The sequence below is a fragment of the Clostridium sp. OM02-18AC genome (assembly GCF_003481825.1).
Taxonomy (GTDB): domain Bacteria; phylum Bacillota; class Clostridia; order Lachnospirales; family Lachnospiraceae; genus Brotaphodocola.
Genome location: NZ_QULW01000019.1, coordinates 1 through 26336 on the forward strand (window position 1 = coordinate 1; position 26336 = coordinate 26336).

The following is a 26336-nucleotide window of genomic DNA, read 5'->3' on the forward strand; positions in this document are numbered from 1 at the left end:
AACCAAGACGGTTTAGGTAAAAGAAAACGGATGAAATTCAATATGTGGTTTTGAGGGTACATGCCTCTAAAATTTAAATACGGCCTCGTGGTCAAGCGGTTAAGACGACGCCCTCTCACGGCGTAAACCCGGGTTCGATTCCCGGCGAGGTCATAAGGTTGAAGTCAGACAGGTTTGTCTGGCTTTTTTCTATATTCATTAGGAGCTCGCTAAGTGAGAAAAATACAAATTGACAATTGCCTATAACTTTGGTATGCTTATCAGCACGGTTAGCAAGAGCTAATTATAGGAGAACTCCGGCAATCCAGAAATGTCTCGGAAAATTGAGAATGGAGAAAAACGGAGAACTAACACAGAGAGACAACAAGAGGAAGATTATTTGACATATTTATGGATCAATCCGGTATCGGAGCGTATGATATCGGAGCAGAATTTAGAGCGGATTTTAACAGAGCATCATCTTACGCAGGTGCGCTGCTGCAAAGACTGGTGCAGCAGCGTGAAAAAACAATATGAGAATCTGATGAATCATGCAAACGGAATGGTGGCGGATGCCAGGTGTCCGGAGGCTGTGAATCTGATTGAGCGGTATAAAGAAGAAAAGGGGGTTCCCATTCAGGTGGCGGACATTGAGCCAATCCTGATCCATTGTGCCAGGGAACTCAGTGCCAGAAGCGATCTGGCAGATGGAGACAAGATTATCACGACACCCTGCCGCATTCTGGCAGAGCAGGGAAATGCGTTAGAATTGCCGCGGACCCGTTTTGTGAGCTGGAAGGATTTCCTTGCTGAGCTTGGCGAGACACCGGAAGATGCACCGGAGGCCAGCCCGATTCCACCAGGATTTTTTGCAGATCTTAAGGTCCCGGTGGTAAGCTTAAGCGGAAGAGAAGAGATTGAGACTTATCTGGAGCAGAGCGGTGAGGCGGTGGCAGGTGGTTTATCAGAAGGAGAAGCTGCAGGACAGAAAGCAGAAAGAGAATCTGAAAGACGGAAAAAGGTTTCAGATTCAGGATATGGCAAAATGAAGCGCGATCCGCTGCTTCTGGAATTGCTTTACTGCAGCCAGGGTTGTCATATGGGGGATGGAGTACGATGAAGGAAAAAAAGAAAGCATACATTCGCACCGACCGTGCTTTCCGGCAAAAACAGGGAGACAGGATCGGCATTCCGTTATCCTTTCTTCAGCCTGTTGCTGGTGTGCTTGTTGTTTTTGCGGCCTGGTATCTGGTGTGCCGCATGGAGCTTTTAAGTGCTTATGTGCTTCCGTCACCTCAAAAAGTATTTCAAAGTTTTTTGAAGATGCTGCAGAGCGGAGAACTTGCGCGGGACATTGGCATCAGCTTTCTGCGCGTGATCAAAGGATTTACTATCGCCTTTGTTCTGGCATTTGTGCTTGGCATGCTCCGTGCTTTGTTTCCGGCAACTTCCGGTTTTTATGAGCATGCAGTGCAGTTTTTCCGCAATGTACCGCCGCTGAGCATGATCCCGCTTCTGATCCTGTGGTGTGGGATTGGGGAGACGACCAAGACAGTGATCATTGTTCTGGCTTCGTTTTTTCCGATGTATTTAAATATCGTGAAAGGCTTTACCGGCTGTGACAAAAAGCTTCTGGAGGTCGGGACGATGTTTGGATATTCGAAACGTCAGAAGTTTTTCCGGATCGTACTGCCGTATGCGATGGCAGACATTCTGGTGGGGATGCGTATTGGCCTGGGCTACAGCTGGCGTGCGATCATTGGAGCGGAGATGGTGGCGGCATCCACGGGACTGGGACATATGATCCTCTTTGCCCAGCAGATGTCACGGACTGATAAGGTCATTGTTGGTATTCTGGTGATCGGACTGGTCGGATACCTGACAGACTGGTTATTTGGATTCGTCACGAGCTGGTGCCTGGCAACCGTGAGAGGGACGGATAGTGAAAGATAGTTAAAATGGAGAACATGGCAGCAATGACAGGAATTCGATTAAAAAACATACAGAAATCCTACCAGGTTGAGGACCGAACCGTCCCGGTGTTAAATGGCATTGATCTGGATATTCCAGCTGGAACGATCACGGTGATCCTGGGACAGAGCGGTTGTGGAAAAACGACGCTTTTGCGCCTGACCGGCGGGCTGGAAGAAGCGGATGGCGGTGAGATTTTGTGGGATGGAAACCATAAGACTGCGTTTGTCTTCCAGGAGCCGCGGCTGATGCCGTGGCTGAATGTCTGGGACAATGTGGTGTTTGGCGTAAAGAAAAACAGGCAGGATCCGGAAATGATCCGGAAGCTGATCCATACAGTTGGCCTTTCTGGGTTTGAGAAAGCCTTTCCATCCCAGCTTTCCGGAGGCATGAAGCAGCGGGCGGCGATCGCAAGGGCGTTAGCATATGAACCAGATTTTATTATGATGGACGAGCCTTTTGCGGCTTTGGATCATTTTACGAGGGCACAGATGCAGAAGGAGCTTTTGCGGGTGCAGAAAGAAAAACAGGGAAGCATCCTGTTTGTGACACACAGCATTGATGAGGCTTTGATCCTGGGAGACCGGATCGTAGTGATCGAAAAGGGCCTGGTGAAAAAGGTGTATCCGGTGGAGACACCGGCAGAGGAGAGAAATCTTCTGAATGACGGTTTTATTTCCCTGAAACGGGATATTATAAACAATCTAAATTTTATGTGACTGAGGAGGAAACAACATTATGAGAAAATGGATCGCACTGGGACTTGCTGCATGCATGACAGTATCGTCCCTGACTGGCTGCGGAAGTTCTAAGAAAGAGGCTGAGACAACGGCAGCAGAAAGTGCTGCAGAAAGTACTGCGCAGGAAACAGGCGCAGAAACAGATGCCGCAGAGAGCGAGGCAGAGAAAAGCGAAGCGGCAGGATCTGATCTGGACAAGCTGGTATTTACTTATGTAACGTCTCCGCTGAATGTGCCGACGATCATTGAGAAGAACCAGGGAATCTTTGAGAAGGATTTCGGTGAGATGGGCATTTCCACCGAGTACGCGGAGATCACCTCCGGCGCAGACCAGACACAGGCGCTGGCATCTGGCGATGTGCAGGTTTTATATGCAGTTGGCGCAACCTCTGTGATCCTGTCTGCAGCAAATGGCGCGGATATTAAAGTATTGAATATGTACAGCCGCTCCCCGAAGGCATTCTGCATGTATTCCAAGGACGAGAGTCTGACTACTCCGGAGAGCTTAAAGGGCAAGACCATTGCAGGTCCGGCTGGTACAAACCTGCATGAGCTTTTAGTATCTTACCTGGCACAGGCTGGCATGACCATGGATGATGTAAACTATGTGAGCATGAGCATCCCGGATGCGAAGGCAGGCCTGGATGGCGGCAGTGTAGACGTAGCGCTGTTAGCTGGTGCGGTTGCCTACAATGCTGACAAGCAGGGCTACCACAAGGTAACCGATGGAGAGGGACTCATCAAGGCGATCATTGCAGTGGCTACCACCCAGAAGTTCTATGATGAGCATCCGGAGGTGATCGCGCAGCTTGAAAAATCCCAGCAGGAGATTGCGGATTTCATGAAGGAAAACCCGGACGAGACTATGAGCATTGTGGCAAAGGAGCTTGATCTGGATGAGGAAGCAGTCAGAGAGATGTATGACTACTACGATTTCTCCCTGAATATCAGCGAGGACGACATCGATGGATTCCAGAAGACTGCAGATTTCATGCTGGAGTCCGGCATGATCGACGAGGCACTGGATGTAAACAGTCTGTTTATCAAATAAAATTGTTGCAGTGCAACGAAACAGGATAAAAAGTTTGTACACAGGAGAATAAGAAGGATGGGCAGCTGGTGCTGCCGTCGCAGGCATACGCAGGAGAATCGTGCCATACAGTGCCACGGCTGTCACAGACATTTGATATGTGGGATTACCAATCTGTTCCACGCCCTCCACAGCAATTTGCATCAGCAATCTGTCAGCCCGCACCGGTGATAAAGAACACTCTGGCTGGCACAGAAAGTCAGATTGAAGAAGCAAAAAGAAAAATTGTTCATGCCAGCAATACGAAAAACGGGATCATTACGAGCTATGCGACATACCGGACGATCCTTTGCGTGCGCCGGGTTATCTGATCAGAGAAAGTTGTCTTTTCAATGAGCAAAAATTGCTAAAATACGACAATATTTATACAAAGATACATGACAGGATTTTGAAATCAGGCAAGAGAAAGTACAACATTGTGGCAAAAATGGGAAAAACAGACGAAAAACACAAGACTTTTTTGTGAAAAAGTAGTAAAATAAAACCATTGAAATGCAAGGAGGGTATACGCATGAGTGCAAACAAAGAGACAATCGCACAGTGGATCCGGGAAAAGAAAACCGCTCTCGGTATTGAGTTCGGTTCCACCCGTATCAAGGCTGTTTTAGTGGGAGAGGACCACACGCCCATCGCATCCGGTGCCCATGACTGGGAGAACCGCTTAACCGATGGTATCTGGACTTATACCTTAGAGGATATCTGGAGCGGCATCCAGGATGCATACACAAAGCTGGCAGAGGATGTAAAGAGCCAGTATGGCGAAACACTGCATACAGTAGGCGGCATCGGCATCAGTGCCATGATGCATGGTTATATGGTATTCGATAAGAACGGAGAGCTTTTAGTTCCGTTCCGTACCTGGAGAAATACCATCACCGGAGAGGCTTCCGAGAAGCTGACAGAGCTGTTTTCTTATCCGATCCCGCAACGCTGGAGCATCGCACATCTGTATCAGGCGATCTTAAACGGAGAGCCGCATGTGCCGGATATCGATTACATGATCACTCTGGAAGGCTATGTACACTGGAAGCTGACCGGACAGAAGGTCCTGGGCATCGGCGATGTAGCAGGTATGTTCCCGGTTGACATCCACAACCACGATTTTGACCAGAAGATGGTAGAAAAGTTCGATGCACTGGTAGCAGAGAAGGGCTATCCCTGGAAGCTTCGCGACATCCTGCCGAAGGCTCTGGTTGCCGGTGAGGATGCAGGTTCCCTGACAGCCGAAGGTGCAAAGCTTCTGGATGTAAGCGGAAACCTGGAGGCAGGCATCCCGATGTGCCCGCCGGAGGGGGATGCAGGTACTGGCATGACTGCAACGAACAGCGTTAAGGTGCGTACCGGTAATGTATCCGCAGGCACCAGCGTATTTGCAATGGTCGTTCTGGAGAAAGAATTAAAGAAGGTACACCCGGAGATCGATCTGGTTACCACACCGGCCGGAGACCTGGTAGGCATGGTACACTGCAACAACTGCACTTCTGACTTAAATGCATGGGTAAACCTGTTTAAAGAGTTTATGGAGAGCATGGGCATGGAGGCCGATATGAACCGCCTGTTTGGTGTTCTTTATAACAAGGCCTTAGAGGGCGATAAGGACTGCGGAGGACTTCTGGCATACAACTACTTCTCTGGTGAGCACATCACCGGTTTCGAAGAGGGACGCCCGTTATTTGTACGTCGCCCGGACGATAAATTCAATCTGGCAAACTTTATGAGGACCCATCTGTATACTTCCCTTGGCGCATTAAAGACCGGTCTTGACATTCTGTTCCGCGAAGAGCAGGTTAAGCTGGACGTCCTGTTAGGACATGGCGGTCTCTTTAAGACTAAGGGCGTGGGCCAGAAGATTATGGCAGCAGCAGCCGGGGTTCCGGTCGAGGTCATGGAGACAGCCGGAGAGGGCGGTGCATGGGGCGCAGCACTGCTTGCATCCTACCGTGTATGGAAGGAAGACGGTGAGACTCTGGATGCATATCTGGAGAATAAGGTATTTGGCGGCCAGCACGGCACAGTCGTAGAGCCGGATGCAGACGATGTCAAGGGCTTTGATGAATTTATGGTACGCTACCATGCAGGTCTGCCGGTTGAGCGGGCAGCCGTGGAGGCAATGCCGGAGAAGGCTTGAAGGACATGCAGGTTTGGAATGGGGCTGGAGGTGACAACCTCCTCTGACCCTTTGATCCGGGCACTTTTACAATAAGGCTGGGAAAACTGCAAAGGAAAAGAGAAAAAGGATAAAGCAGAAAAACCAGAGAAAGACCAGAAGAAACCAGAGACAGGTCCGGACAGAATAGAGCTGCTGGAAAAGCAGTAAGAAATGGGAGGAAAAAAGGTATGCTGGAAGCATTAAAACAGCAGGTATATGAAGCAAATATGGAGCTGCCAAAGCGCGGGCTGATCACCTATACCTGGGGGAATGTCAGTGGAATTGACCGGGAAAGCGGCCTGTTCGTGATCAAACCGAGCGGTGTCGATTACGATCTGTTGAAACCGGAAGATATGGTAGTTATGGATTTAAACGGAAACCGGGTAGAGGGAACCATGAATCCTTCCTCCGATACCCCGACCCATGTAGAGCTTTATAAAGCATTCCCGGAGATTGGCGGCATTGTACATACCCATTCCCCGCATGCAACGGCATGGGCACAGGCAGGAAGAGGACTTCCGTGCTACGGAACTACCCATGCAGATTATTTCTATGGCGAGATTCCGTGTGCGAGAAACTTAACTGCAGAGGAAATCGAGGAAGGTTACGAAAAGAACACCGGCCTTGTTATCGTGGAAACCTTCAAAGGCAAAAACCCGATGTATGTTCCGGCTGTTCTCTGCAAGAACCATGGTCCGTTTACCTGGGGCAAGAATGCAGCGGAGGCTGTTCACAATGCAGTCGTGCTGGAAGAGATCGCAAAGATGAATTTTATGACGGAGCTCATCAATCCGAATGCAGATAACCGCACGCCGCAGTGTATGCAGGACAAGCACTTTATGAGAAAACATGGACCAAATGCTTATTACGGTCAGAAATAACAGGAATCGAAAATCTGGCTGCCGGACACACTTGCGCGTGTACAGGAACCTTACGTGAACCACAATCATAAATTCAGGTAAAATTGTGCGTAAAAATGAAAAATTGTTTGCAAAATTTGCAGACAGGTAGTACAATTTTGATAGAATATCGTGACTGCTCTTTACCTTTACAGTCACAAACATCAAAAAATAAGGGGGATTTTTAATCATGAAATTTTTCGTAGATACCGCGAATGTAGACGAGATCCGCAAAGCAAACGATATGGGCATTATCTGTGGTGTTACCACCAACCCGTCCCTGATCGCAAAAGAGGGCCGCGATTTTAATCAGGTTATCGCAGAGATCGCTTCCATCGTAGACGGACCGATCAGCGGTGAGGTAAAGGCAACCACCACTGACGCAGAGGGCATGATCAAAGAGGGACGTGAGATCGCAGCCATTCATCCAAACATGGTTGTTAAGATCCCGATGACCGTAGAAGGCTTAAAGGCAGTGAAGGTTCTGCATGCAGAGGGCATCAAGACCAATGTAACCCTGATCTTCTCCGCAGCACAGGCACTGTTAGCTGCAAGAGCAGGCGCAACCTATGTTTCCCCGTTCCTTGGCAGACTGGACGACATCTCCATGCCAGGCATTGATCTGATTAACGAGATCACCGAGATCTTCATGATGCACGACATCCAGACCGAGATCATTGCAGCAAGCATCCGCAACCCGATCCATGTGATCGACTGCGCAAAGGCAGGTGCTGACATCGCAACCGTTCCGTACAAGGTACTGGTTCAGATGACCAAGCATCCGTTAACCGATCAGGGTATTGAGAAATTCCAGGCAGACTACAAGGCTGTATTTGGAGAATAATCTGTAAAATTAATAGTTGACAGATTGTATGAAGCTTCTTTTGGAATGGGTTTGTGAGACGCCAGGCGAACGCTTTCGCAAGTAGCTGAGGCCGTGTTCCAGCGTTAATGGATACGGGTATCGAAACAAAAATCCTGAGTTTGTAAATTCGCTCAGTAGGAAGTGTTTCCGTACCTGGATATGAGACAGATTGGTGGCAGATATTCCGATGTGGAATATCTGCTTTTTGATTCTGTGAAAATCGGGTGGTAGCACGATCACATTCGTCCCGGCATAGCTTTGGCTATGCCGGGATTTTTTCTTTTCTGGAAATGTTTTTGGAAAGAGAACTCCGTTGATTTCTTGTTTCTTTCGAAATAACCACAAAGCAAATGAGGAGGAACTATTATGAGCAAAGGCAGATTTGGTATTCACGGCGGTCAGTACATTCCAGAAACCCTGATGAATGCAGTGATCGAGCTGGAAGAGGCATATAAGCATTATAAAGATGATCCGGAGTTTAACCGGGAACTGACAACCATGTTAAATGAATATGCAGGCCGCCCGTCCCGCCTTTACTATGCGGAGCGCATGACGAAAGATCTTGGTGGGGCAAAGATCTATTTAAAGCGTGAGGATTTAAACCATACCGGTGCCCACAAGATCAACAACGTCATCGGTCAGATGCTTTTGGCAAAAAAGATGGGAAAGACCAGGGGCATCGCGGAGACCGGAGCCGGTCAGCACGGTGTGGCTACTGCAACGGTGGCGGCCCTCGTGGGAATGGAATGTGAGGTTTTCATGGGCGAGGAAGATGCCAGACGCCAGGCTTTGAATGTATACCGGATGCGTCTTTTGGGAGCGAAAGTCCATGCGGTGACATCCGGAACCGGAACCTTAAAAGATGCGGTATCTGAGACTATGCGGGAGTGGACGAACCGCATTGAGGATACCCACTATGTGCTTGGTTCCTGCATGGGACCGCATCCGTTTCCGACGATCGTGAGAGATTTTCAGTCAGTGATCTCCAAAGAGATCAAGCAGCAGATGTTAGAGAAAGAAGGACGGCTTCCGGATGCTGTGCTGGCCTGCGTGGGCGGTGGCTCCAACGCGATTGGAGCGTTTTACCACTTTATTGAAGACAAAGACGTGCAGCTGATCGGCTGCGAGGCAGCCGGACGGGGTGTGAATACCGCTGAAACGGCAGCAACCATTGCCACAGGACGTCTGGGGATCTTCCACGGCATGAAATTGTATTTCTGCCAGGACGAATACGGGCAGATCGCATCGGAGCATATTCAGGCTTATGTGCGGGAACTGTGTGAGGCGGTGCATAACCAGTAATTTTTGTGCTTGCTGCTGTTTGCTTACGCAGGTGTGGCGGAAACAGAAAACGCTCCTTTGGAAACGTTATATTTTGTCAGAGCCTGTCGAAATATGACACAATAGCGGGTTGTTATTTCCTTTGTAAAATGTTATCCTAGATATAATAGTTAACGCAGATCGAAGGAGTTTTCACAGATCCGGCGCATGTAAAGGCGGAGCATATATATATGGCAGTAGACGAAAAAATGACACCACGACAGGCAGAGAAAGAAATCGAAAATTTCAAAAAAATATTCCAGGCAGTCCGGCTGTTTTCGGTAGACGAAGCAGATCAGATCCGGGAACGCTGCAGATCAGAATCCGATGCATGCAGTCCCTGCAATTTCCGGAAAATGGAACAGCAGTGCCAGAACTGTGTGGTTGCGAATGCGGCAGCCAGCAGAACAGAACGTGGAAAACTGGAAGTCTTCGATGATGTTTTATACCAGCTGATCGCCCGTTATGTAGAAATTGGCGGGAAAGAGTATATCATGGAGCTGGTTCGTCTGCTGGATAATGAATGGTCATTTGGTCAGCTGAACCATAAAAAACTTGTGGATCTGTTTGTCCATTACAATGACAAGCTTTACAAAGATGCGATCACGGATTCCTACAACCGGCGTTATTATGAAGACGAGATGAAAGACCGGGAGTGGAATGCCGGGATTGCCCTGGTGGATCTGGACGACTTCAAATTATATAACGACACATACGGACATAATGCCGGCGATATGGCGCTGCGTACCGTCGCCGATGTTATCCGGAAATACACGCGCAAATCCGATAGTCTGGTCCGCTTTGGCGGTGACGAATTTCTGCTAGTCATGCCGGATATCGGCGAAGAAGTGTTCAACAAAAAGCTGCAGGAAATCAAGCGCCGTGTCCATGAGGCGAACATTCCGGGCTATACCAAGCTGCAGATTTCCATCAGCATTGGCGGCGTCCTCTGCCAGAGTGAAAAAATCGATCTTGCAGTAGCCAGAGCCGACCACCTGATGTATCAGGCGAAAAACAAGAAAAATATGGTCGTGACGGAGCAGGAGGCAAGACGACTGAACAAGAATGGCGATATGCATAAGCAGAAAATCCTTGTGGTCGATGACTCCGAAATGAACCGTGACATCTTAATTACCATGCTGGAAGACGATTTTGACATCGTCGAAGCTGATAATGGAGAAGAGAGTCTGGCACTTTTAAGACAGTACGGAAAAGAAATTTCCGTAGTTCTTCTCGACATTGTCATGCCGGTCATGGACGGGTTTGAAGTGCTTGCGAGCATGAATCGGAACCATTGGATCGAAGATATTCCGGTCATCATGATCTCAAGCGAAGAATCGGGTGCCTTTATCCGGAAAGCATTCCAGTTAGGGGTATCGGATTATATCAGCCGTCCGTTCGACAACCGTGTGGTTCGTCAGAGAGTATTCAATACCATTAAGCTTTACGCAAAACAGCGGCGGCTGATCGCCCTGGTATCCGACCAGATCCATGAAAATGAAAAGAATAACCAGATGATGGTTGAAGTCTTAAGCCAGATTGTAGAATTCCGAAATGGAGAGAGTGGTCTCCATGTTCTGCATATCAAAGTGCTGACAGAAATGCTGTTGGAAGGAATTTTACAAAAAACAGACCAGTATCACCTGACACCAGAACTCTGTCAGATGATCTCCACCGCATCTTCGTTCCATGATATCGGAAAGATCGGTATCGACGAGAAAATCCTGAACAAGCCGGGAAAACTGACAAAAGAAGAATTCGAGGAAATGAAAAAGCATACCCTGATCGGTGCGTCCATGCTGAGTAAGATGGAACGCTACAAAGATGAAGCACTGATCGATATTGCGTATCAGATCTGCCGGTGGCATCATGAGCGGTATGACGGAAAAGGCTATCCGGATGGACTGGTTGGGGATGAAATCCCGATTTCCGCCCAGATTGTATCACTGGCTGATGTTTACGATGCCTTGATCAGTGAGCGCGCCTATAAAAAGGGCTACAGCCATGAGAAAGCAATCGCAATGATCCTGAATGGAGAGTGCGGAATCTTCAATCCGATCCTGATTGAATGCCTGATGGAGATCGAACAGAAGATTAAGCAGAAAATGCAGGAGATTCAATAAATAAACAATATCGTACAGTAAGCATCAATAGTTCCGAAAGCCCCCGCCCCGCCATGCATAAGCGCATTCACGCCTGTTTTCACCCGTTTTGCTCCGCCGCCGATTGATCGTTCCTCCGCTAACTCGCTCACTGCGTTCGCTCAGACAGAGCTCCGAAACGATCGCTATGCTCACAAAACGGGCTGCAACAGGCTAAAAGAATGCGCTTACGCATGGCGGAGCAGGGGCTTTCTACTATACTGGCTCCATTACATATAAAAAACCTGCAACCATTACTGAAATGATGAAAATAGGATAACTATCGGTCAAATCAGTAATGGTTGCAGGTTTTTTCGTACGCAGCGGTGCCCAAAAAGTAGGGCGTGTGCGAGTCTGGCTTCTGGAATTTTCAGCATATCAGTTGTTTCGCCTCTTGAGGACCCATGTCCGAATGCAGCGGATGTAATCCGATGCAGGCGAACATGTGTCAGCGAAAGCAAGCGAACAACGATATGTGAAAATGGAAGAAGTCAGACTCGTACACGCCCGGACCTTTTATTCGTTACTGTGCGATATTGTTTATTATCTGGTCTCTGAAAATAGATCCGAGCTGGTACTTGTCAGGAAAATAAGAAGACAATCCGTTTGACTTTTTGATATTTTTGGAAAACAAGGGGAAAACTGATATCTGAAAAAAGAATGATTCTGGTGATTTCAATAATACCAGATAAACCCTATAATGAAGCCATAAGAAATCCGGTGCAGTGAACAGGAACGAAAACTACCGGACAAACTATTTTCAGATCGCAGAAATGGAGGATTCACTTATGGCAGAGCAGACTTTAAAGAACGTGTATGGACTTTTTATTGACGGAGCGTGGCGCCCGGCTTCGGACGGTGCGGTTTACACCAGCAAGAACCCGGCTAACGGACAGGAACTGGCGCAATGTGCAGAAGCTACCAGAGAAGATGTGGATGCGGCAGTAAAGGCAGCGTGGAAAGCATATCCGGAATGGAAGAAGACCACAAAAGAGCAGCGTGCGGCACTGTTGGAGAAGATCGCAGACCGCATCGAAGAAAATGCGGCATGGCTGGCAAAGGTAGAGACGATGGATAACGGAAAACCAATTCGTGAGACTACAGCCATTGATGTGCCGTACTCCATCCGTCACTTCCGCTATTATGCAAGCCTGATCCGTACCGATGAAGGTGTGGCTTCTGTGCTGGACGGCAATATGATGAGCCTTGTACTCCGTGAGCCGATCGGTGTTGTGGGACAGATCGTACCGTGGAACTTCCCATTCCTGATGGCAGCATGGAAGCTGGCTCCGGCACTGGCAGCAGGCGACTGTGTGGTATTTAAGCCGTCTTCCGCAACTTCCTTAAGTATGCTGGTGTTTACCGAACTGATCGCGGATCTGCTCCCGGCGGGTGTGCTGAATCTGGTAACCGGTTCTGGCAGCAAGTCCGGTCAGTATCTTCTGGATCATCCGGATCTGTGCAAGCTGGCTTTCACCGGTTCTACCGAGATCGGAAAGAATGTGGCGAAGGCGGCAGCAGAGAAACTGATCCCGTCTACCCTGGAACTGGGCGGCAAGAGTGCCAACATCATTTTTGCGGACTGCAACTGGGATATGGCGGTAGACGGAGTCCAGCTTGGTATCCTCTTTAATCAGGGTCAGGTATGCTGCGCAGGTTCCCGCGTCTTTGTACAGGAAGAGATTTATGACCGGTTTGTGGCAGCCCTGGTGGATGCGTTTGGAAAAGTGAAGGTTGGAGATCCGCTGGATCCGGAAACCCAGATGGGAGCCCAGGTGAACCGCAGACAGGCAGAAAAGATCCTCTCTTATGTGGAACTGGCAAAGAAAGAGGGCGCAACCGTGGCCTGCGGCGGTGATTTCTACACAGAAAATGGATGTGACAAGGGCAGCTTTATCCAACCGACCCTGATCACGAATGTAACCAATGATATGCGGGTAGCACAGGAAGAAATCTTCGGACCGGTAGCGGTTGTGATCAAATTCAAGACCGAGGAAGAGGTCATTGCCATGGCAAATGATTCGGTATACGGTCTGGGCGGCGCAGTATGGACCCAGAACTTAAACCGTGCACTGCGGGTAGCAGGAAGCATTGAGACCGGACGTGTATGGGTCAACACCTACAATCAGATTCCGGAAGGTGCACCGTTTGGCGGTTACAAACAGTCTGGTATCGGACGTGAGAACGACAAGGCAATCCTGGATGCTTACAGCCAGACGAAAAACATCATGATCAATCTCAATGAAGTGCCGTCAGGTTTTTATCCGGCAAGGTAAAACGGGGGACAATTTCATATAAGAAGTACAGGCCCGGGATCTAGAGAACATGGGATTCCGGGCCTGTGTTATGTCGGGTGGCATCGTTATTTCAGATAAGAAAGAATGGCACTGGTGTATTGATTCAGGCAGTGTTCCTCTGCGAGATACACATCGCCCAGTGCAGCGTAAAGCATTTTATCTTTGTATTCCTGCTTCATGACGGGTTCCCAGATTGCCTCAAACTGGGGCAGGAAAAATCCGGTGGTTTTGGTATAGCAGTTGGAGGCTGTCGCCTTGATGCGGGCTTCTTTGTCCACGCATGCGCCGATACTTTTGTGGACAGCGCGGTCTTCGAAGGGAAGATAGTAGTAATCCTTATAGTCCGGATAAAAATGCTTAAGGGTGCCTTCGGTCAGTTCGACAAAAAAGATAACCTGATCCTGCTCGATCCGGCATCTGGCTGGCGGCATCGCTGCTTTGACCGGAACCGGAATGGAATAGGGACTCTGGCAGATGAGCTTTAACAGATGGCGGGTCTGTCCGTCTGCCAGGGACTCGTCCACAATCTGCTGTTCTTTCAGGGTGAAAGCATGCTCTAACAGATCCGGATAATTCAGGATCGGAAGAATAGAAGGCATGCCTTTTAAATCGTCCTCATTGTGCAGGATAAGCAGGTCGTACAGCTCTTTTTCGTGTGTCATCAGATAGTCTTTGTAGACTTCAATGAGCTGTCCGCCATTGTATTTGTCGGTGCGGGAAATCCCAAGAAACTGTTCGATGGATTTCTGCTTTAAACTGTCCAGCCCCAGAAGATTCCGGTATGGCTTTACTTTTTTATAGATATCAAAGCTGGCTACATTGTCAAAGCTGTAGGGCAGATTGAAATGTTTACAGCGTTTTAATAAAAACGGAATATCGAACCCATCCCCGTTAAAATGTACCAGTGTTTTATATTGTTTCAAAAATTTGAAAAAATTGTGCAGCAAGTCTTCTTCAGCTGCCCTGGTATCCGCAAACCACTGGATCAGGTTCCAGGTATTGTCTTTGTAATAGGTGCAGCCGATCAGATACAGTTGGCAGCGGTCACCGGAAAAGCCGGTGGTTTCAATATCAAAAAAGAGAAGATCCTCCAGTTTTCCGATCCGCTCTAACGGGTAGGTGTCGGGAAGCTGGAGCTTTTTTTCTATGGTGATCAATGGGAAAACTCCTTATCATTGGTGATTGTGTTACGGACATTGCGCATGAACAGTAACGTAGTCGTATGAGGTTGCCAGACACGTGTGCGGAAACAGACCGCATGATGCGGCTACCGCGGAAAAGACAAAGCAGAAAGTATAGTTTGCCCGTGCCCGACTTGATTATAACGGCAGGTGCAGGGAATGTCAAATTTACAATATTCTTGCGGGAAAGTTGTTTTTCCATTATACTTATTTCCAGTGAAGATAACAAAGAGGCAGGAAAAGAACATGTGGAAGATCAAACATATTTTTGATGGGGAGTATGGATGCGAAGGTCTGCTGCCAGGGCAGTCCCCGAAGGTTTCTGTGACTCTGCTCCGGGAGGATGGAACCGAACGGTATGTATCGGTGGAGGATGCGTGGCTGACAGAGCAGGGGCTGGACGAGGGAGATATCTGGCCGGAAGCATTGCCGGAGAAGTTTTGAAAGGTAAAAACGGTTCAGTTTGTTTTGGAAAACAGAACAAAATGACAAGTTGTTTTGTTGCAAGACAGTAAGTCGGAACGTTGGAAGAAAAAACAGATTAAAGAAATAGAAAGGCAGATTGACATGAATATTCAGATCTTCGGCACAAAAAAGTGCAGCGATACCCGCAAGGCAGAACGTTTTTTCAAGGAGCGCGGGATTAGGTTTCAGTTTATAGATATGAAGGAAAAGGGCATGAGCAAGGGCGAATTCAATTCCGTAGCGCAGGCGAATGGCGGCCTGGAAGCCATGCTGAATCCGGATGCGAAAGACCAGGATACGCTGGCGCTGATCCGCTATCTGGCAGCAGAGGATAAGCTGGAGAAGATCCTGGAAAATCCCCAGGTGATCAAAACTCCGGTCGTGCGAAATGGTAAGCAGTCTACGATCGGCTATCAGCCAGATGTGTGGAAGGGCTGGTCATGAGCGGAAGATATTCAGAACAGGAAGAAAACCAGTGGGACCGTCTGCTGAAGATCAAAACGATGGGACGGGACGATTCCAATGCGGACCAATACCGTTATCCCTACGAGCCGACACCGTATGCGGTACTGGAGCGTCTGGCCAACTGCGGGTGGATTCGAAAAGGAGATGTCCTTTTGGATTATGGCTGCGGAAAGGGACGGGTGGACTGCTACTTATCGTATCAGACTCGCTGCCACAGCATTGGCGTGGAATATGATCCGCGTATCTATGAGGCTGCTGTAGAAAATCAGAAAACAGCGGTTTCCGGAAGCCGGACAGAGTTTGTTCTGGCCGATGCAGGAGCGTATGAGGTGCCGGAAACGGTGAACCGCGCTTATTTCTTTAACCCGTTTTCTGTGGAGCTGCTGAAGAAAGTAGTCCGGCGGATTCTGGATTCTTGGTATGAAAATCCAAGAGAGATCCGCTTGTTTTTCTATTATCCGTCCGACGAGTATATGGTCTATCTGATGACCGTGGATGAGCTGATGTTCGCGGATGAGATCGACTGCAGGGATCTGTTTGACGGGAAGGATGTAAGGGAGCGGATTGTACTGTTTGAGATTGCTTAGGCAGAGCAACGCATAAAGCTATGTGATCCATTTTCGTAGCAGTTCCATGTCTATCGGAAATGTGGAAAAAAGAAAATAAAAAAATTGTACAAAAAGTATTGACAATTAGAACAATAAAGGTTATACTACGTAAGCACTGTTGAGTGAGACATCACTCGGACAGACGATATGGGGTCTTAGCTCAGCTGGGAGAGCATCTGCCTTACAAGCAGAGGGTCATAGGTTCGAGCCCTATAGGCCCCATACCAAAACCAAATATGGCGGAATAGCTCAGTTGGCTAGAGCACACGGTTCATACCCGTGGTGTCGAGAGTTCAAATCTCCCTTCCGCTACGATGAAGAAAGGCAATCTGTGAAAATGGGTTGTCTTTTTTGCTTTTTCTGTTTGTTTTGGAAAAGAATAAAAAGAATCATAAATTTTCCAGAAACCCCTTGCAACTTCCGCCTCTTTGCTTTAAAATATTCACGATATGCAAACAGGCTGGGAAGAAGAGGAGTACGTCGTAAGCTTCTGTCAGAGAGAACCGTCCATCGGCTGGAAGACGGTTTCAGAGGGCGCGCACGGAAGGTAGCTTCGGAGCCGGAATCCTGAATCATATCTGGAGTGCGGAGTGTTTCAAAGAGGACCCTGCAGTCTGGATTTAGACGAAGTAGGGGTTCCCGTCTGATCCGCGTTAAGGAGACAGCTGTTGCTTCTGGCAGCAGTGACAAAGTGAGAAACAAAGGTGGTACCGCGGAACTTTTCGCCCTTTATGCAGAACGCAGATTCTGTATAGAGGGCTTTCTTTATTTATTATAGAAGAAATGCAATTGTTCCAGAGAGCTGCCGTGGAAAAGAGGATTTCTACACATTTACACATAAGGAAAGGAAATGATCATGAAAGAACTGGAAAAGAATTACAATCCTTCTGCCATTGAGGAAAAGCTGTATCAGAAATGGCTGGATAACAAGTACTTCCACGCAGATGCTGAGCGCGGAAAGAGAGAGGGCAAGAAGCCGTTTACCATCGTTATGCCGCCGCCAAACATTACCGGACAGCTGCATATGGGTCATGCACTGGATAACACCATGCAGGACATCCTGACCCGTTACAAGAGAATGCAGGGCTACGAGGCGCTGTGGCAGCCGGGTACCGACCACGCAGCAATCGCAACCGAGGTGAAGGTAATCGACAAGCTGAGAAAAGAAGGCATCGATAAGCACGATCTGGGACGCGATAAATTCCTGGAGGCATGCTGGGACTGGAAGAAAGAGTACGGCACCCGCATCATCAAGCAGCTGCATAAGCTTGGTTCTTCCGCTGACTGGGACAGAGAGCGCTTCACCATGGACAAGGGCTGCTCTGACGCTGTGCTTGAGGTATTTGTAAAGCTGTACGAGAAAGGCTACATCTACAAGGGCTCCCGTATCATCAACTGGTGTCCGGTCTGCCAGACTTCTATTTCCGACGCAGAGGTAGAGCATGAGGAGCAGGATGGCTTCTTCTGGCACATCAATTACCCAATCGTGGGCGAGGAAGGCCGTTTCGTTGAGATCGCAACCACCCGTCCGGAGACGCTGCTTGGTGATACCGCAGTTGCAGTAAACCCGGAGGATGAGCGCTATAAAGATATCATCGGCAAGATGTTAAAGCTTCCGTTAACTGACCGCGAGATCCCGGTGATTGCGGATGAATATGTAGACAAAGAGTTTGGTACCGGCTGCGTGAAAATCACCCCGGCTCACGACCCGAACGACTTCGAGGTTGGACGCCGCCACAACCTGGCTGAGATCTGCATCATGCATGACGATGCGACCATCGACTGCAAGGGCAGCAAGTATGACGGTATGGACCGCTATGAGGCCCGCAAGGCTATGGTAGAAGACTTAAAGGCACTGGGGCTGTTAGTTAAGGTTGTTCCGCATTCCCATAATGTAGGAACCCATGACCGCTGCAAGACCACCGTTGAGCCGATGGTAAAACAGCAGTGGTTCGTCCGCATGGATGAGATGGCAAAACCGGCGATCGCAGCATTGAAGAACGGCGACTTAAAATTCGTTCCGGAGAGCTTCGGAAAGACCTATCTGCACTGGTTAGAGGGAATCCGTGATTGGTGTATCTCCAGACAGCTGTGGTGGGGCCACCGGATCCCGGCTTACTACTGCCAGGAGTGCGGCGAGATCACCGTTGCAAAATCCATGCCGGAGAAGTGCCCGAAGTGCGGCTGCACCCACTTAAAGCAGGATGAGGATACCCTGGATACCTGGTTCTCTTCTGCACTGTGGCCGTTCTCTACCCTGGGCTGGCCGGAAAAAACCAAGGAGCTGGAATACTTCTACCCGACCGACGTGCTGGTAACCGGTTACGATATCATCTTCTTCTGGGTTATCCGTATGGTATTCTCCGGATATGAGCAGACCGGCAAGTGTCCGTTCAACACCGTCCTGATCCACGGTCTGGTACGCGACAGCCAGGGACGCAAGATGAGTAAGTCTCTTGGCAATGGGATCGATCCGCTTGAGGTTATCGACAAGTACGGCGCAGATGCCCTGCGTATGACGCTGATCACCGGTAATGCACCGGGCAACGACATGCGTTTCTACTGGGAGAGAGTGGAAGCAAGCCGTAACTTCGCAAATAAGGTATGGAACGCATCCCGTTTCATCATGATGAATATGGAGAAGGCTCCGGTACACGATGTTTCCTTATCTGACCTGACCATGGCTGATAAGTGGATTCTGTCCAAGGTCAACACCCTTGCGAAGGATGTTACCGAGAACCTGGATAAATTCGAGCTTGGTATCGCCCTGCAGAAGGTTTACGACTTCATCTGGGAAGAGTTCTGTGACTGGTACATCGAGATGGTAAAACCGCGTCTGTGGAACGACGAGGACAGCACCAAGGTAGCAGCACTGTGGACCTTAAAGACGGTTCTGATCAACTCCTTAAAACTGTTGCATCCGTATATGCCGTTCATCACCGAGGAGATCTTCTGCAACCTGCAGGATGAGGAGGCGTCCGTCATGGTATCCGCATGGCCGGAGTACAAGGCAGAGTGGAACTTTGAGCAGGATGAGTATGCCGTGGAGACCATCAAGGAGGCAGTCCGTGCGATCCGTAATGTGCGTACTTCCATGAACGTGGCACCGAGCAAGAAAGCAAAGGTTTATGTGGTTTCCGAAAATGAGAAGCTGCTTCAGATCTTCGAGCACAGCAAGGTATTCTTTGCAACCCTGGGCTATGCAAGCGAGGTATTCTTACAGAAGGATAAGCAGGGCATTGCCGATGACGCAGTATCCGTTGTAATTCCGGAGGCATCCATCTATATGCCATTTGCAGAGCTGGTTGATATCGCGAAAGAGGTTGAGCGCCTGCAGAAAGAGGAAGAGCGCCTCACCAAGGAGCTTGCACGTGTAAACGGCATGCTGTCCAACGAGAAGTTCGTAAGCAAAGCTCCGGAAGCAAAGATCAACGAGGAGAAGGCTAAGCTGGAGAAATACACCCAGATGATGGAGCAGGTAAAGGCACGTCTGGCACAGCTGCAGTAACTGGCGGCGTGAAGTGGAACAAAAATAAATTTCGCAATCGTTCATAATTTTAAGTGGACAGGCATAGATTACAATGATAGACAAGAATGCGCGGGATTACCTGCTGGGGATCCCGCTTTGGACAAAAAAGAAAAATACGCTGGATGAGGTCCGGGATTTTCTGGAAAAGCTGGGAAATCCGGATGAAGCATTAAACATCATCCATGTGGCAGGAACCAACGGAAAGGGTTCGGTGTGTGCGGACCTGACAGCCATTCTCATGGAAGCCGGGTATCATGTGGGAACGTTCGTGTCCCCGCATCTCGTGGACGTGAAGGAGCGGTTCCTTTATGATGGAAAACCGGCTGATGAGGCAGACTTTTCGGAAAGCTTCGCCCGGGTAAAGGCTGTCACTGACGAAATGATGGAAGAGGGCTATTCGCACCCGACCTTCTTTGAGTTTGTATTCCTGATGGCAATGGATTTATACGGACGGAAAAAGCCGGACTTTGTTGTCCTGGAAACGGGACTGGGCGGACGGCTGGATACGACCAATGTGATCCGGCATCCGTTAGCCTGTGTGATCACCTCGATCAGTCTCGACCATACGCAGTATCTGGGTGATACCGTGGAGAAAATCGCGGCAGAAAAAGCCGGGATTATCAAGCCGGGGGTGCCGCTTGTGTATGATAATAACGACAAGGCGGCAGGAGCCGTGATCGCGGCAGCTGCGGACAGGCTTGGCTGCGCAGCTTATGGACTTACGGCAGAAGGTGCGTACCGGGAGGTTTCCTTTGCGGCGCCTTACCAGGCTATGAATGCGGCACTGGCGGTAAAAGTACTGGAGGTACTGGATATTACCGGTGTGGATGATGCCGTGTGCAAAAAAGCGCTGGCTTCGGTGCACTGGAATGGCCGGATGCAGCAGGTTGCTCCTGATGTCTGGGTGGACGGTGCACACAATCCGGGCGGGATCCGTGCATTTATCCAGGCAGTGAAGGAGCAGATGGCAGAGATGGATCCGCAGGAGACATTGTGCCAGCAGCCGGGGATTCATCTTTTATTTGCGGCGGTGTCGGACAAGGATTACCGTGAGATGATCCGGCTGCTTTGCGGTGAACTTTCTCCAGAATCGGTTACGGTGGTGCAGCTTCAGAGTGAGCGGGGACTTCAGGCAGATGCCCTGGCGCGTCAGTTTGAGGAAGCCGGATGCAGCCATGTCACTGCGTTTGATTCCACAAAGAAAGCGCTTGATTTTGCACTTTCTGAAAAGAAGGAAGGAGAACGCCTATATATGGTAGGCTCTTTGTATCTGATCGGGGAGATTCTGGAAACCCTGAAGCAGCGCGGATGTTAAATGCGCATGGAAAAGCATTGGGGAATTTCATTGCGGGGCGAGTATGTGGGGCAGTAACATTTCTGCTGTCAGCTGTCTGATTGCAGGTGGCGGCAAACGACGAAAGGAAATTGTATGCTGGATTTTGAAGAAGAGATCGCACGCTTCCAGCCGAGTCTGGAAGTCGGTGATGTGGAAATGCAGATTGTGAAAGAGGATCTGACCGATATGACAGATCTGATGGTGGAACTGCTGAAAAACAGGGAGTAACAAAAAACGAATATGAAAACAGGAACGAAAAACCGGCAGATTGCCAATGCCTATTATAACATTGGTCTGGAAAAAGCAAAAAGCCGGGATCTGTCCGGCGCGGTTACTGCGCTGAAAAAGAGTCTCCGGTTTGACAAATATCAGACCGATGCGAGAAATCTCCTGGGTCTTATTTACAATGAGATTGGCGAGGTAGGTGCGGCGTTGACCCAGTGGGTCATCAGCTTAAACCTGCAGGAGCAGGACAACCTGGCAGAAGAATATCTGCGTAAAGTCCATGCGGCAAGAGGGTATCTGGAGTTGGCGGATCAGGCTGCGAAGAAGTATAATCAGGCACTGATCTATGCCCAGAACGACAACGAGGATCTGGCTGTCCTGCTTTTGATGCGCATGGTAGAGGAATTCCCGCAGTATGTCAAGGCACAGGAACTGCTTGCGCTTTTGTACCTCCATCATGAGGATTATATCAAGGCGGGACGGTGCCTGTACCAGGCTTTAAAGATTGACCGCTACAACCCGTGGGCGCTCCATTACATGGACATCGCCAAGCACAATACCGGCAAGGCTGAGGTGGAAAAACGGAAACTGCAGAATGCCTTTTCCCACCGGCAGATGCAGGACGATGACATCATCATACCGCCAAGCTATAAGGAAAATACCGGCTGGCAGTCAGTATTAAATATCCTGGTCGGCCTGGTACTTGGTGCCATGGTCATCTTCTTTCTGGTCATGCCAGCGAGTACCGAGTCCCTGAATGCGAAGCATAATCAGGAACTGAAAAATACGCTGGAGGAGTTAAACCAGAAAAATCTGGAGATCGACAGCTTAAACCAGAAGGTGGAGACAGCGAAGAGTGCACAGGATCAGGCAGAGGAAAATTTAAAGACTCTGCAGAATTCCAGTGGAGGCACCCTGGCGCAGTACCAGAACCTGGTGAAAATCCTGCAGGCATACCGGGATGAAGACCAGCAGACAGCCGTGCTGTTGTATGTGGATACCGACTGGTCTGTATTAAATGACGGCGTGCTGAATGAAACGGTAGCATGGATCCAGAAGGATATGGCTGAAAATGGTTACACAGTACTCATGAACATGGGCGATGAAACGCTGGCGGCAGGAGATGCTGCAAAGGCTGAGGAATATTACCAGAAGAGCCTGCAGATCAAGGCAGACAACCCGGAAGTGATCTACAAGCTGGGTATGGCATATGTGACGGCCGGAGACCAGCAGACCGCGACCCAGTATTTTACGGACATCATCATGAATTATCCGAATTCGGATTATGTGGACGATGCGAAGACCCAGAGAGGGTACTAAATTAAAAAATAAGAAAAGGTACGACAGAGAATACACAGAATGTGTGCTCTGCCGTACCTTTTTTGTTGTAGTGGATATTAGAAGCAGTGCCAGTGGTGCGAGTGTTGTTTTTGAGGGAAGCTTGAGCAGCCACATCGCTGTTGTGGATTTATTTTTCGGAAAGGAAGGGAGTTTTATATATGTACGAACAGACTTTTTCTTATGAGGCGCACGGGCAGACCCTGATAATTCATCTTCCAAAGGAGTTAGACCATCATAATTGCCGGAATTTAAAGTATGAGACCGATCTTTTGTTATCGGAAAATTATATCAACAAGGTGGTGTTTGACTTTTCCAGAACGGAATTTATGGATTCCTCCGGAATCGGGATTTTATTGAACCGCTACAAACAGATGGCGGGAAGCGGCGGCACGGTGACAATTTATGGAGTGAATGCCCAGGTAGGGCGCGTGTTGGCCATCGGAGGGATTGGCCGGATCATGAAATATTTTGATACAAAGGAAGCGGCGATCGCAGGGTGAGAGGCCATGCACGAAAATGACTGCAAAAAACAGCTGTCTGGATTGGGCAGGAGAAAATGGAAAACAGTACGTGGAAAGCTGGGACAGGTTGTGACAAAAGAATCGAAAAGCTGAAAAACGGGAGGATGGGAATATATGGAGCGTTTTCGGATGGAACTGGAGAGCCTTTCAAGAAATGAGGAGTTTGCCCGGGTCGTGGTTGCAGTGTTCATGAGCCGCCTGGACCCGACATTGGAGGAAATCGATGATGTGAAGACCGCTGTCTCTGAGGCAGTGACCAATGCGGAAATCCATGGATATGGAGGCGAGAGCGGCATCATCACTGTTGAGGTGGAGACGGAAGGTAAGGAGCTGACGGTGGTGGTGGAAGATTATGGCGTGGGAATCCGGAATGTGGAGAAGGCCATGGAACCCATGTTTACTACAGATAAGACAGGAACCCGTTCCGGTATGGGATTTTCTTTTATGGAGGCCTTTATGGACCAGGTCCATGTGGAGTCCGAGCTGGGCAAGGGGACAAAGGTTATTATGCGAAAACAAATCGGCAGGTGAATGTGTATGGATGACACAAGAAAGCTTTTGCAGCGTGCCCATGCCGGTGATGAGGAAGCGAGGGAGCGGCTGGTCATGGGAAATGTGGGGCTGGTCTGGAGTGTGGCAAGACATTACAACGGACGGGGACACGAATTGGAGGATCTGTTCCAGATCGGATGCATCGGCCTTTTAAAGGCGGTGGACAAGTTTGATCTGGGGTTTGGGGTACGTTTTTCGACTTACGCAGTGCCAATGATCGCTGGCGAGATCCGGCGCTTTCTGCGTGATGACGGCATGATCCGCGTGAGTCGTTCTATAAAGGAGCTTGGACTTCGCATCCACAAAGCACGGGAAGCTTTCACAGCGCGGTATGGGCGGGAACCGGGACTTTCGGAACTTGCGAAGGAGCTGGATATCAGCTGTGAAGAAGTTGCAGCCTGCATGGGAGCCGGAGCTGAGGTGGAATCGCTGTACCGGGAGTCTGGAAATGGAGACGATGGCGGACTGCGCCTGATGGACCGGATTCCGGATGGAACACAAAATGAGGAGCAGCTTATGAACCGGCTTGTCTTAAACCAGTTGATGGAAAAATTACCAGAAAAAGATCGGGAGATCATCGTGCGGCGCTATTTTGAAAATCAGACCCAGACGCGGATCGCTGCGGATCTAAACATTTCCCAGGTGCAGGTATCACGGCTGGAAAAACGGATTTTGAAGCAGATGCGGGAATATCTGGGGGCATAGCTGCGCATATAAATATCATGATTTTGGGATTCGTATCTTCCTTTTATTTTGTCTTTGGGTCATAATAGAAATAGAAGAAAGTTGTTGGAAAAAAGTATTTGATCCATATGAGAAATGGAGAATGGAAAATTATGATGTATCCGTATATGACGCTTGCTGATGAAACTGAGATTGTTCATTCCCAGATTATTGAGGAGGATGGAAAGAAAAAAGTAATCGTAAATTTTGAACGCCCGACAGAAGAAGGCTTTGATTCTGCCAGATGTGTACTTCCAGATTACAAATGGATTCAAAACGATGGTTATTCAGATTCTGAAATGGAATTTTTTGAAAAATTATTGCAGAGCAATGCACATTTGATTTATAAGTATGCAGCCAGTGGAGGTGTCCGGATTGCCTAGTTTGTTTCTGCACAGTTCTTTCTGATATGCTCGGAGTGGAAAAGGTTTTTTGTTGAGGATGAGATGAAATTTTATTGTTAATTGAATTGTCTCATTTGCTATGAAAGGAAGCTAGTGCGGTTGAAACCGTATGTGGCTTCTTTTTTTATGGGGAATATCTGTTGGTATAAATGAGCATACTCAAATTTAGATAGACAGAAGAAAGAATGGAAGGAATGAACGGAAATGAAATTTGTTAAATCAAAAATCAGTATCTTTATCGCAATGCTTTCGCTTCTTTTGGTGATGGCGACATGCTGGCTTTGTTTCTATCATGGACCTGAGAAAAAAGAACCGGATGGTACTCTGGTGTGGCAGGAAGTACAGAAAACAAAACTTGGAGAGAATAAAAGTGAGGAACAGAAGCAGAATCTGACAGACGTATTAGATTGTGTCTGTGAGGTGGCCGTATGAGTGCGCAGCACACTGTCTACTTGAATCTGCGCGAGATCACAGAGGTCCATAAACCAGATATTCAGGTGAAGGATGTGGCGGAAGTTTACTGCAGCGACACGCATGTGCAAAACCGCTGTGCCAGCTTAAAGATCAAAACAATCCGGGAAGAAAAACGAAAACGGTATGTGGAAAATGCACTGGATGTGATCCGGATTCTGGAAAGCGCCGATTCGTCGGTCACGGTCAACAATGTGGGAAAAGTGGAATTCATCATCGACTATCAGCCGCAGGTGAAGCAGAATCTGTTCTGGCAGTGGTGCAAGACCATCTTTGTCTGCATCATCTGTTTCTGCGGGGCAGCGTTTGCAATCATGACCTTTAACAACGACGTGAGTGTGACTTCCGTGTTTGGTGAAGTTTACCGTCTTGTTACCGGGCAGGAATCGCCCGGATACACGATTCTGGAACTCTCGTACTCCGTGGGACTTGCAGTAGGGATCATCGCGTTCTTCAATCATTTCGCAAAGTGGAAGCTGAATACGGACCCAACTCCGCTGGAGGTGGAGATGCGGCTGTATGAGGATAACATCAGCAAGACCGTGATCCAGAATGATTCCAGAAAGGAGCGCGGAATCGATGTTACCTAGTCTGGGAATGCGAATGATCCAGAATGCAGCTCTGGCTTTTATCGGCATCAGCGCGGGAGGCGTGATCGCAGCAGGAGTCTTTGCGTTTCTGGTGATCATCGGCGTGTTTCCGCGGCTGATCGGGAAAACTGGTACGAAGGAGCATATCATGCTGTATGGAAGCGTGATCGTTGCCGGAGGTGTGCTGGGAAATCTTGTGGATCTGTATGAATTCCCAATTCCGTTGTTTGGCCTGTCATCCTTATTTTTAGGAACTTTCGGTATGGCGGTAGGGATTTTTGTTGGGTGTCTTGTCATGTCACTCTCGGAAACATTAAAGGCACTGCCGGTCATCAGCCGCCGGCTCTATCTGGCGGTGGGGCTGCAGTATCTGATTCTGTCGATCGCACTGGGAAAGCTTGCCGGGGCACTGACGTATTTTTTGTGCGGGATGTCTGCAGAATGAATCAGAAAGGTGAATATTGTTTCGAAATT

The 26336-nt window shown here is 48.8% G+C and carries 26 protein-coding genes, 3 tRNA genes, 1 pseudogene and 1 other annotated feature; of the genes and pseudogenes, 28 read left to right on the forward strand and 2 right to left on the reverse strand.

Annotated elements, in window-relative coordinates; genetic code table 11:
• The first annotated feature begins 81 nt into the window (after positions 1–81).
• The 11 genes and pseudogenes from DXB18_RS12850 (at position 82) to DXB18_RS12900 (ending at position 11136) form a co-directional block, all read left to right on the forward strand.
• Positions 82–153, forward strand: a tRNA-Glu gene (locus tag DXB18_RS12850).
• A 226-nt stretch (positions 154–379) separates the two neighbouring features.
• Positions 380–1099 carry a hypothetical protein gene (locus tag DXB18_RS12855; RefSeq protein WP_118708210.1) on the forward strand — a complete coding sequence of 240 codons (720 nt, stop codon included), beginning with the start codon at positions 380–382 and terminating at the stop codon, positions 1097–1099.
• On the forward strand, positions 1096–1932 hold the full coding sequence (locus tag DXB18_RS12860) for an ABC transporter permease (RefSeq protein WP_118708212.1): 837 nt from the start codon (positions 1096–1098) through the stop codon (positions 1930–1932). The genes DXB18_RS12855 and DXB18_RS12860 overlap by 4 nt, the downstream gene beginning before the upstream one ends.
• Before the next feature lie 23 nt (positions 1933–1955).
• Positions 1956–2669, forward strand: a complete 714-nt coding sequence (locus DXB18_RS12865; RefSeq protein WP_118541249.1) for an ABC transporter ATP-binding protein — start codon at positions 1956–1958, stop codon at positions 2667–2669.
• 19 nt (positions 2670–2688) lie between these two features.
• Positions 2689–3741, forward strand: coding sequence for an NrtA/SsuA/CpmA family ABC transporter substrate-binding protein (locus DXB18_RS12870; RefSeq protein WP_118708214.1), 1053 nt, complete (start codon positions 2689–2691; stop codon positions 3739–3741).
• A gap of 206 nt (positions 3742–3947) precedes the next feature.
• On the forward strand, positions 3948–4091 hold the full coding sequence (locus DXB18_RS16365; RefSeq protein WP_195715064.1) for a hypothetical protein: 144 nt from the start codon (positions 3948–3950) through the stop codon (positions 4089–4091).
• A gap of 200 nt (positions 4092–4291) precedes the next feature.
• Positions 4292–5908: an FGGY-family carbohydrate kinase gene (locus tag DXB18_RS12880; protein WP_118708218.1), complete on the forward strand. Its 1617-nt coding sequence runs from the start codon at positions 4292–4294 to the stop codon at positions 5906–5908.
• Between the two features lie 209 nt (positions 5909–6117).
• Positions 6118–6810 (forward strand): L-ribulose-5-phosphate 4-epimerase, encoded by a 693-nt coding sequence (locus DXB18_RS12885; protein WP_118541189.1) that lies wholly within the window; start codon positions 6118–6120, stop codon positions 6808–6810.
• A 208-nt stretch (positions 6811–7018) separates the two neighbouring features.
• Positions 7019–7672: a fructose-6-phosphate aldolase gene (fsa, locus tag DXB18_RS12890; RefSeq protein ID WP_118541187.1), complete on the forward strand. Its 654-nt coding sequence runs from the start codon at positions 7019–7021 to the stop codon at positions 7670–7672.
• A 387-nt stretch (positions 7673–8059) separates the two neighbouring features.
• Positions 8060–8938: pseudogene (gene trpB / locus DXB18_RS12895) on the forward strand (tryptophan synthase subunit beta); the annotation flags it as partial.
• Between the two features lie 266 nt (positions 8939–9204).
• Positions 9205–11136 carry a diguanylate cyclase gene (locus DXB18_RS12900; protein WP_118708220.1) on the forward strand — a complete coding sequence of 644 codons (1932 nt, stop codon included), beginning with the start codon at positions 9205–9207 and terminating at the stop codon, positions 11134–11136.
• On the opposite strand, the gene DXB18_RS16235 is transcribed toward DXB18_RS12900, so the two are convergent.
• A complete protein-coding gene (locus DXB18_RS16235; protein WP_182430571.1) occupies positions 11130–11267 on the reverse strand; it encodes a hypothetical protein in 138 nt (45 codons plus the stop codon). The two genes, DXB18_RS12900 and DXB18_RS16235, sit on opposite strands and share 7 nt — an antisense overlap.
• Positions 11268–11942: 675 nt before the next feature.
• On the opposite strand from DXB18_RS16235, the gene DXB18_RS12905 reads away from it, so the two are divergent.
• A complete protein-coding gene (locus DXB18_RS12905) occupies positions 11943–13430 on the forward strand; it encodes an aldehyde dehydrogenase family protein (protein ID WP_118708290.1) in 1488 nt (495 codons plus the stop codon).
• 86 nt (positions 13431–13516) lie between these two features.
• Here the strand turns inward: DXB18_RS12905 and DXB18_RS12910 are convergent, their stop codons facing one another.
• Positions 13517–14608 (reverse strand): ribonuclease H-like domain-containing protein, encoded by a 1092-nt coding sequence (locus tag DXB18_RS12910; RefSeq protein WP_118708222.1) that lies wholly within the window; start codon positions 14606–14608, stop codon positions 13517–13519.
• A 270-nt stretch (positions 14609–14878) separates the two neighbouring features.
• Here DXB18_RS12910 and DXB18_RS12915 point away from each other — a divergent pair, with 270 nt between their 5' ends.
• The 16 genes from DXB18_RS12915 (at position 14879) to DXB18_RS12985 (ending at position 26307) form a co-directional block, all read left to right on the forward strand.
• On the forward strand, positions 14879–15076 hold the full coding sequence (locus tag DXB18_RS12915) for a hypothetical protein (protein ID WP_118541179.1): 198 nt from the start codon (positions 14879–14881) through the stop codon (positions 15074–15076).
• Between the two features lie 123 nt (positions 15077–15199).
• The gene (locus DXB18_RS12920; protein ID WP_118708224.1) at positions 15200–15541 is read left to right on the forward strand and encodes an arsenate reductase family protein; all 342 of its coding nucleotides are present in this window, start codon (positions 15200–15202) and stop codon (positions 15539–15541) included.
• Positions 15538–16149 (forward strand): class I SAM-dependent methyltransferase, encoded by a 612-nt coding sequence (locus DXB18_RS12925; protein WP_118541175.1) that lies wholly within the window; start codon positions 15538–15540, stop codon positions 16147–16149. Before DXB18_RS12920 ends, DXB18_RS12925 begins: the two co-directional genes overlap by 4 nt.
• A 170-nt stretch (positions 16150–16319) precedes the next feature.
• Positions 16320–16392: transfer RNA gene (locus DXB18_RS12930), tRNA-Val, on the forward strand.
• 16 nt (positions 16393–16408) lie between these two features.
• A tRNA-Met gene (locus DXB18_RS12935) sits at positions 16409–16482 on the forward strand.
• A 141-nt stretch (positions 16483–16623) separates the two neighbouring features.
• Positions 16624–16903, forward strand: a binding site (T-box leader).
• Positions 16904–17026: 123 nt separating this feature from the next.
• The gene (locus DXB18_RS12940; RefSeq protein WP_118708292.1) at positions 17027–19678 is read left to right on the forward strand and encodes a valine--tRNA ligase; all 2652 of its coding nucleotides are present in this window, start codon (positions 17027–17029) and stop codon (positions 19676–19678) included.
• Positions 19679–19751: 73 nt separating this feature from the next.
• Positions 19752–21014, forward strand: a complete 1263-nt coding sequence (locus DXB18_RS12945) for a folylpolyglutamate synthase/dihydrofolate synthase family protein (protein WP_118708226.1) — start codon at positions 19752–19754, stop codon at positions 21012–21014.
• A gap of 114 nt (positions 21015–21128) precedes the next feature.
• Positions 21129–21263 carry a hypothetical protein gene (locus DXB18_RS16755; protein WP_279220625.1) on the forward strand — a complete coding sequence of 45 codons (135 nt, stop codon included), beginning with the start codon at positions 21129–21131 and terminating at the stop codon, positions 21261–21263.
• Between the two features lie 12 nt (positions 21264–21275).
• A complete protein-coding gene (locus tag DXB18_RS12950; RefSeq protein WP_118708228.1) occupies positions 21276–22580 on the forward strand; it encodes a tetratricopeptide repeat protein in 1305 nt (434 codons plus the stop codon).
• A gap of 179 nt (positions 22581–22759) precedes the next feature.
• Positions 22760–23101 carry an anti-sigma factor antagonist gene (locus DXB18_RS12955; RefSeq protein ID WP_118708230.1) on the forward strand — a complete coding sequence of 114 codons (342 nt, stop codon included), beginning with the start codon at positions 22760–22762 and terminating at the stop codon, positions 23099–23101.
• A 135-nt stretch (positions 23102–23236) separates the two neighbouring features.
• Entirely contained in the window at positions 23237–23653 is a 417-nt protein-coding gene (gene spoIIAB, locus DXB18_RS12960) for an anti-sigma F factor (protein ID WP_118541168.1), read from the forward strand.
• Between the two features lie 6 nt (positions 23654–23659).
• Positions 23660–24379, forward strand: a complete 720-nt coding sequence (locus DXB18_RS12965; protein ID WP_118708232.1) for a SigB/SigF/SigG family RNA polymerase sigma factor — start codon at positions 23660–23662, stop codon at positions 24377–24379.
• A 131-nt stretch (positions 24380–24510) separates the two neighbouring features.
• Positions 24511–24780, forward strand: a complete 270-nt coding sequence (locus DXB18_RS12970; protein WP_118708234.1) for a hypothetical protein — start codon at positions 24511–24513, stop codon at positions 24778–24780.
• 225 nt (positions 24781–25005) lie between these two features.
• Complete coding sequence (locus DXB18_RS12975; RefSeq protein ID WP_118708236.1) at positions 25006–25233, forward strand: hypothetical protein; 228 nt, start codon at positions 25006–25008, stop codon at positions 25231–25233.
• Entirely contained in the window at positions 25230–25862 is a 633-nt protein-coding gene (locus tag DXB18_RS12980) for a stage V sporulation protein AA (RefSeq protein ID WP_118541162.1), read from the forward strand. The genes DXB18_RS12975 and DXB18_RS12980 overlap by 4 nt, the downstream gene beginning before the upstream one ends.
• Positions 25852–26307 (forward strand): stage V sporulation protein AB, encoded by a 456-nt coding sequence (locus DXB18_RS12985; RefSeq protein WP_347560894.1) that lies wholly within the window; start codon positions 25852–25854, stop codon positions 26305–26307. The genes DXB18_RS12980 and DXB18_RS12985 overlap by 11 nt, the downstream gene beginning before the upstream one ends.
• The last annotated feature ends 29 nt before the right edge of the window (positions 26308–26336 follow it).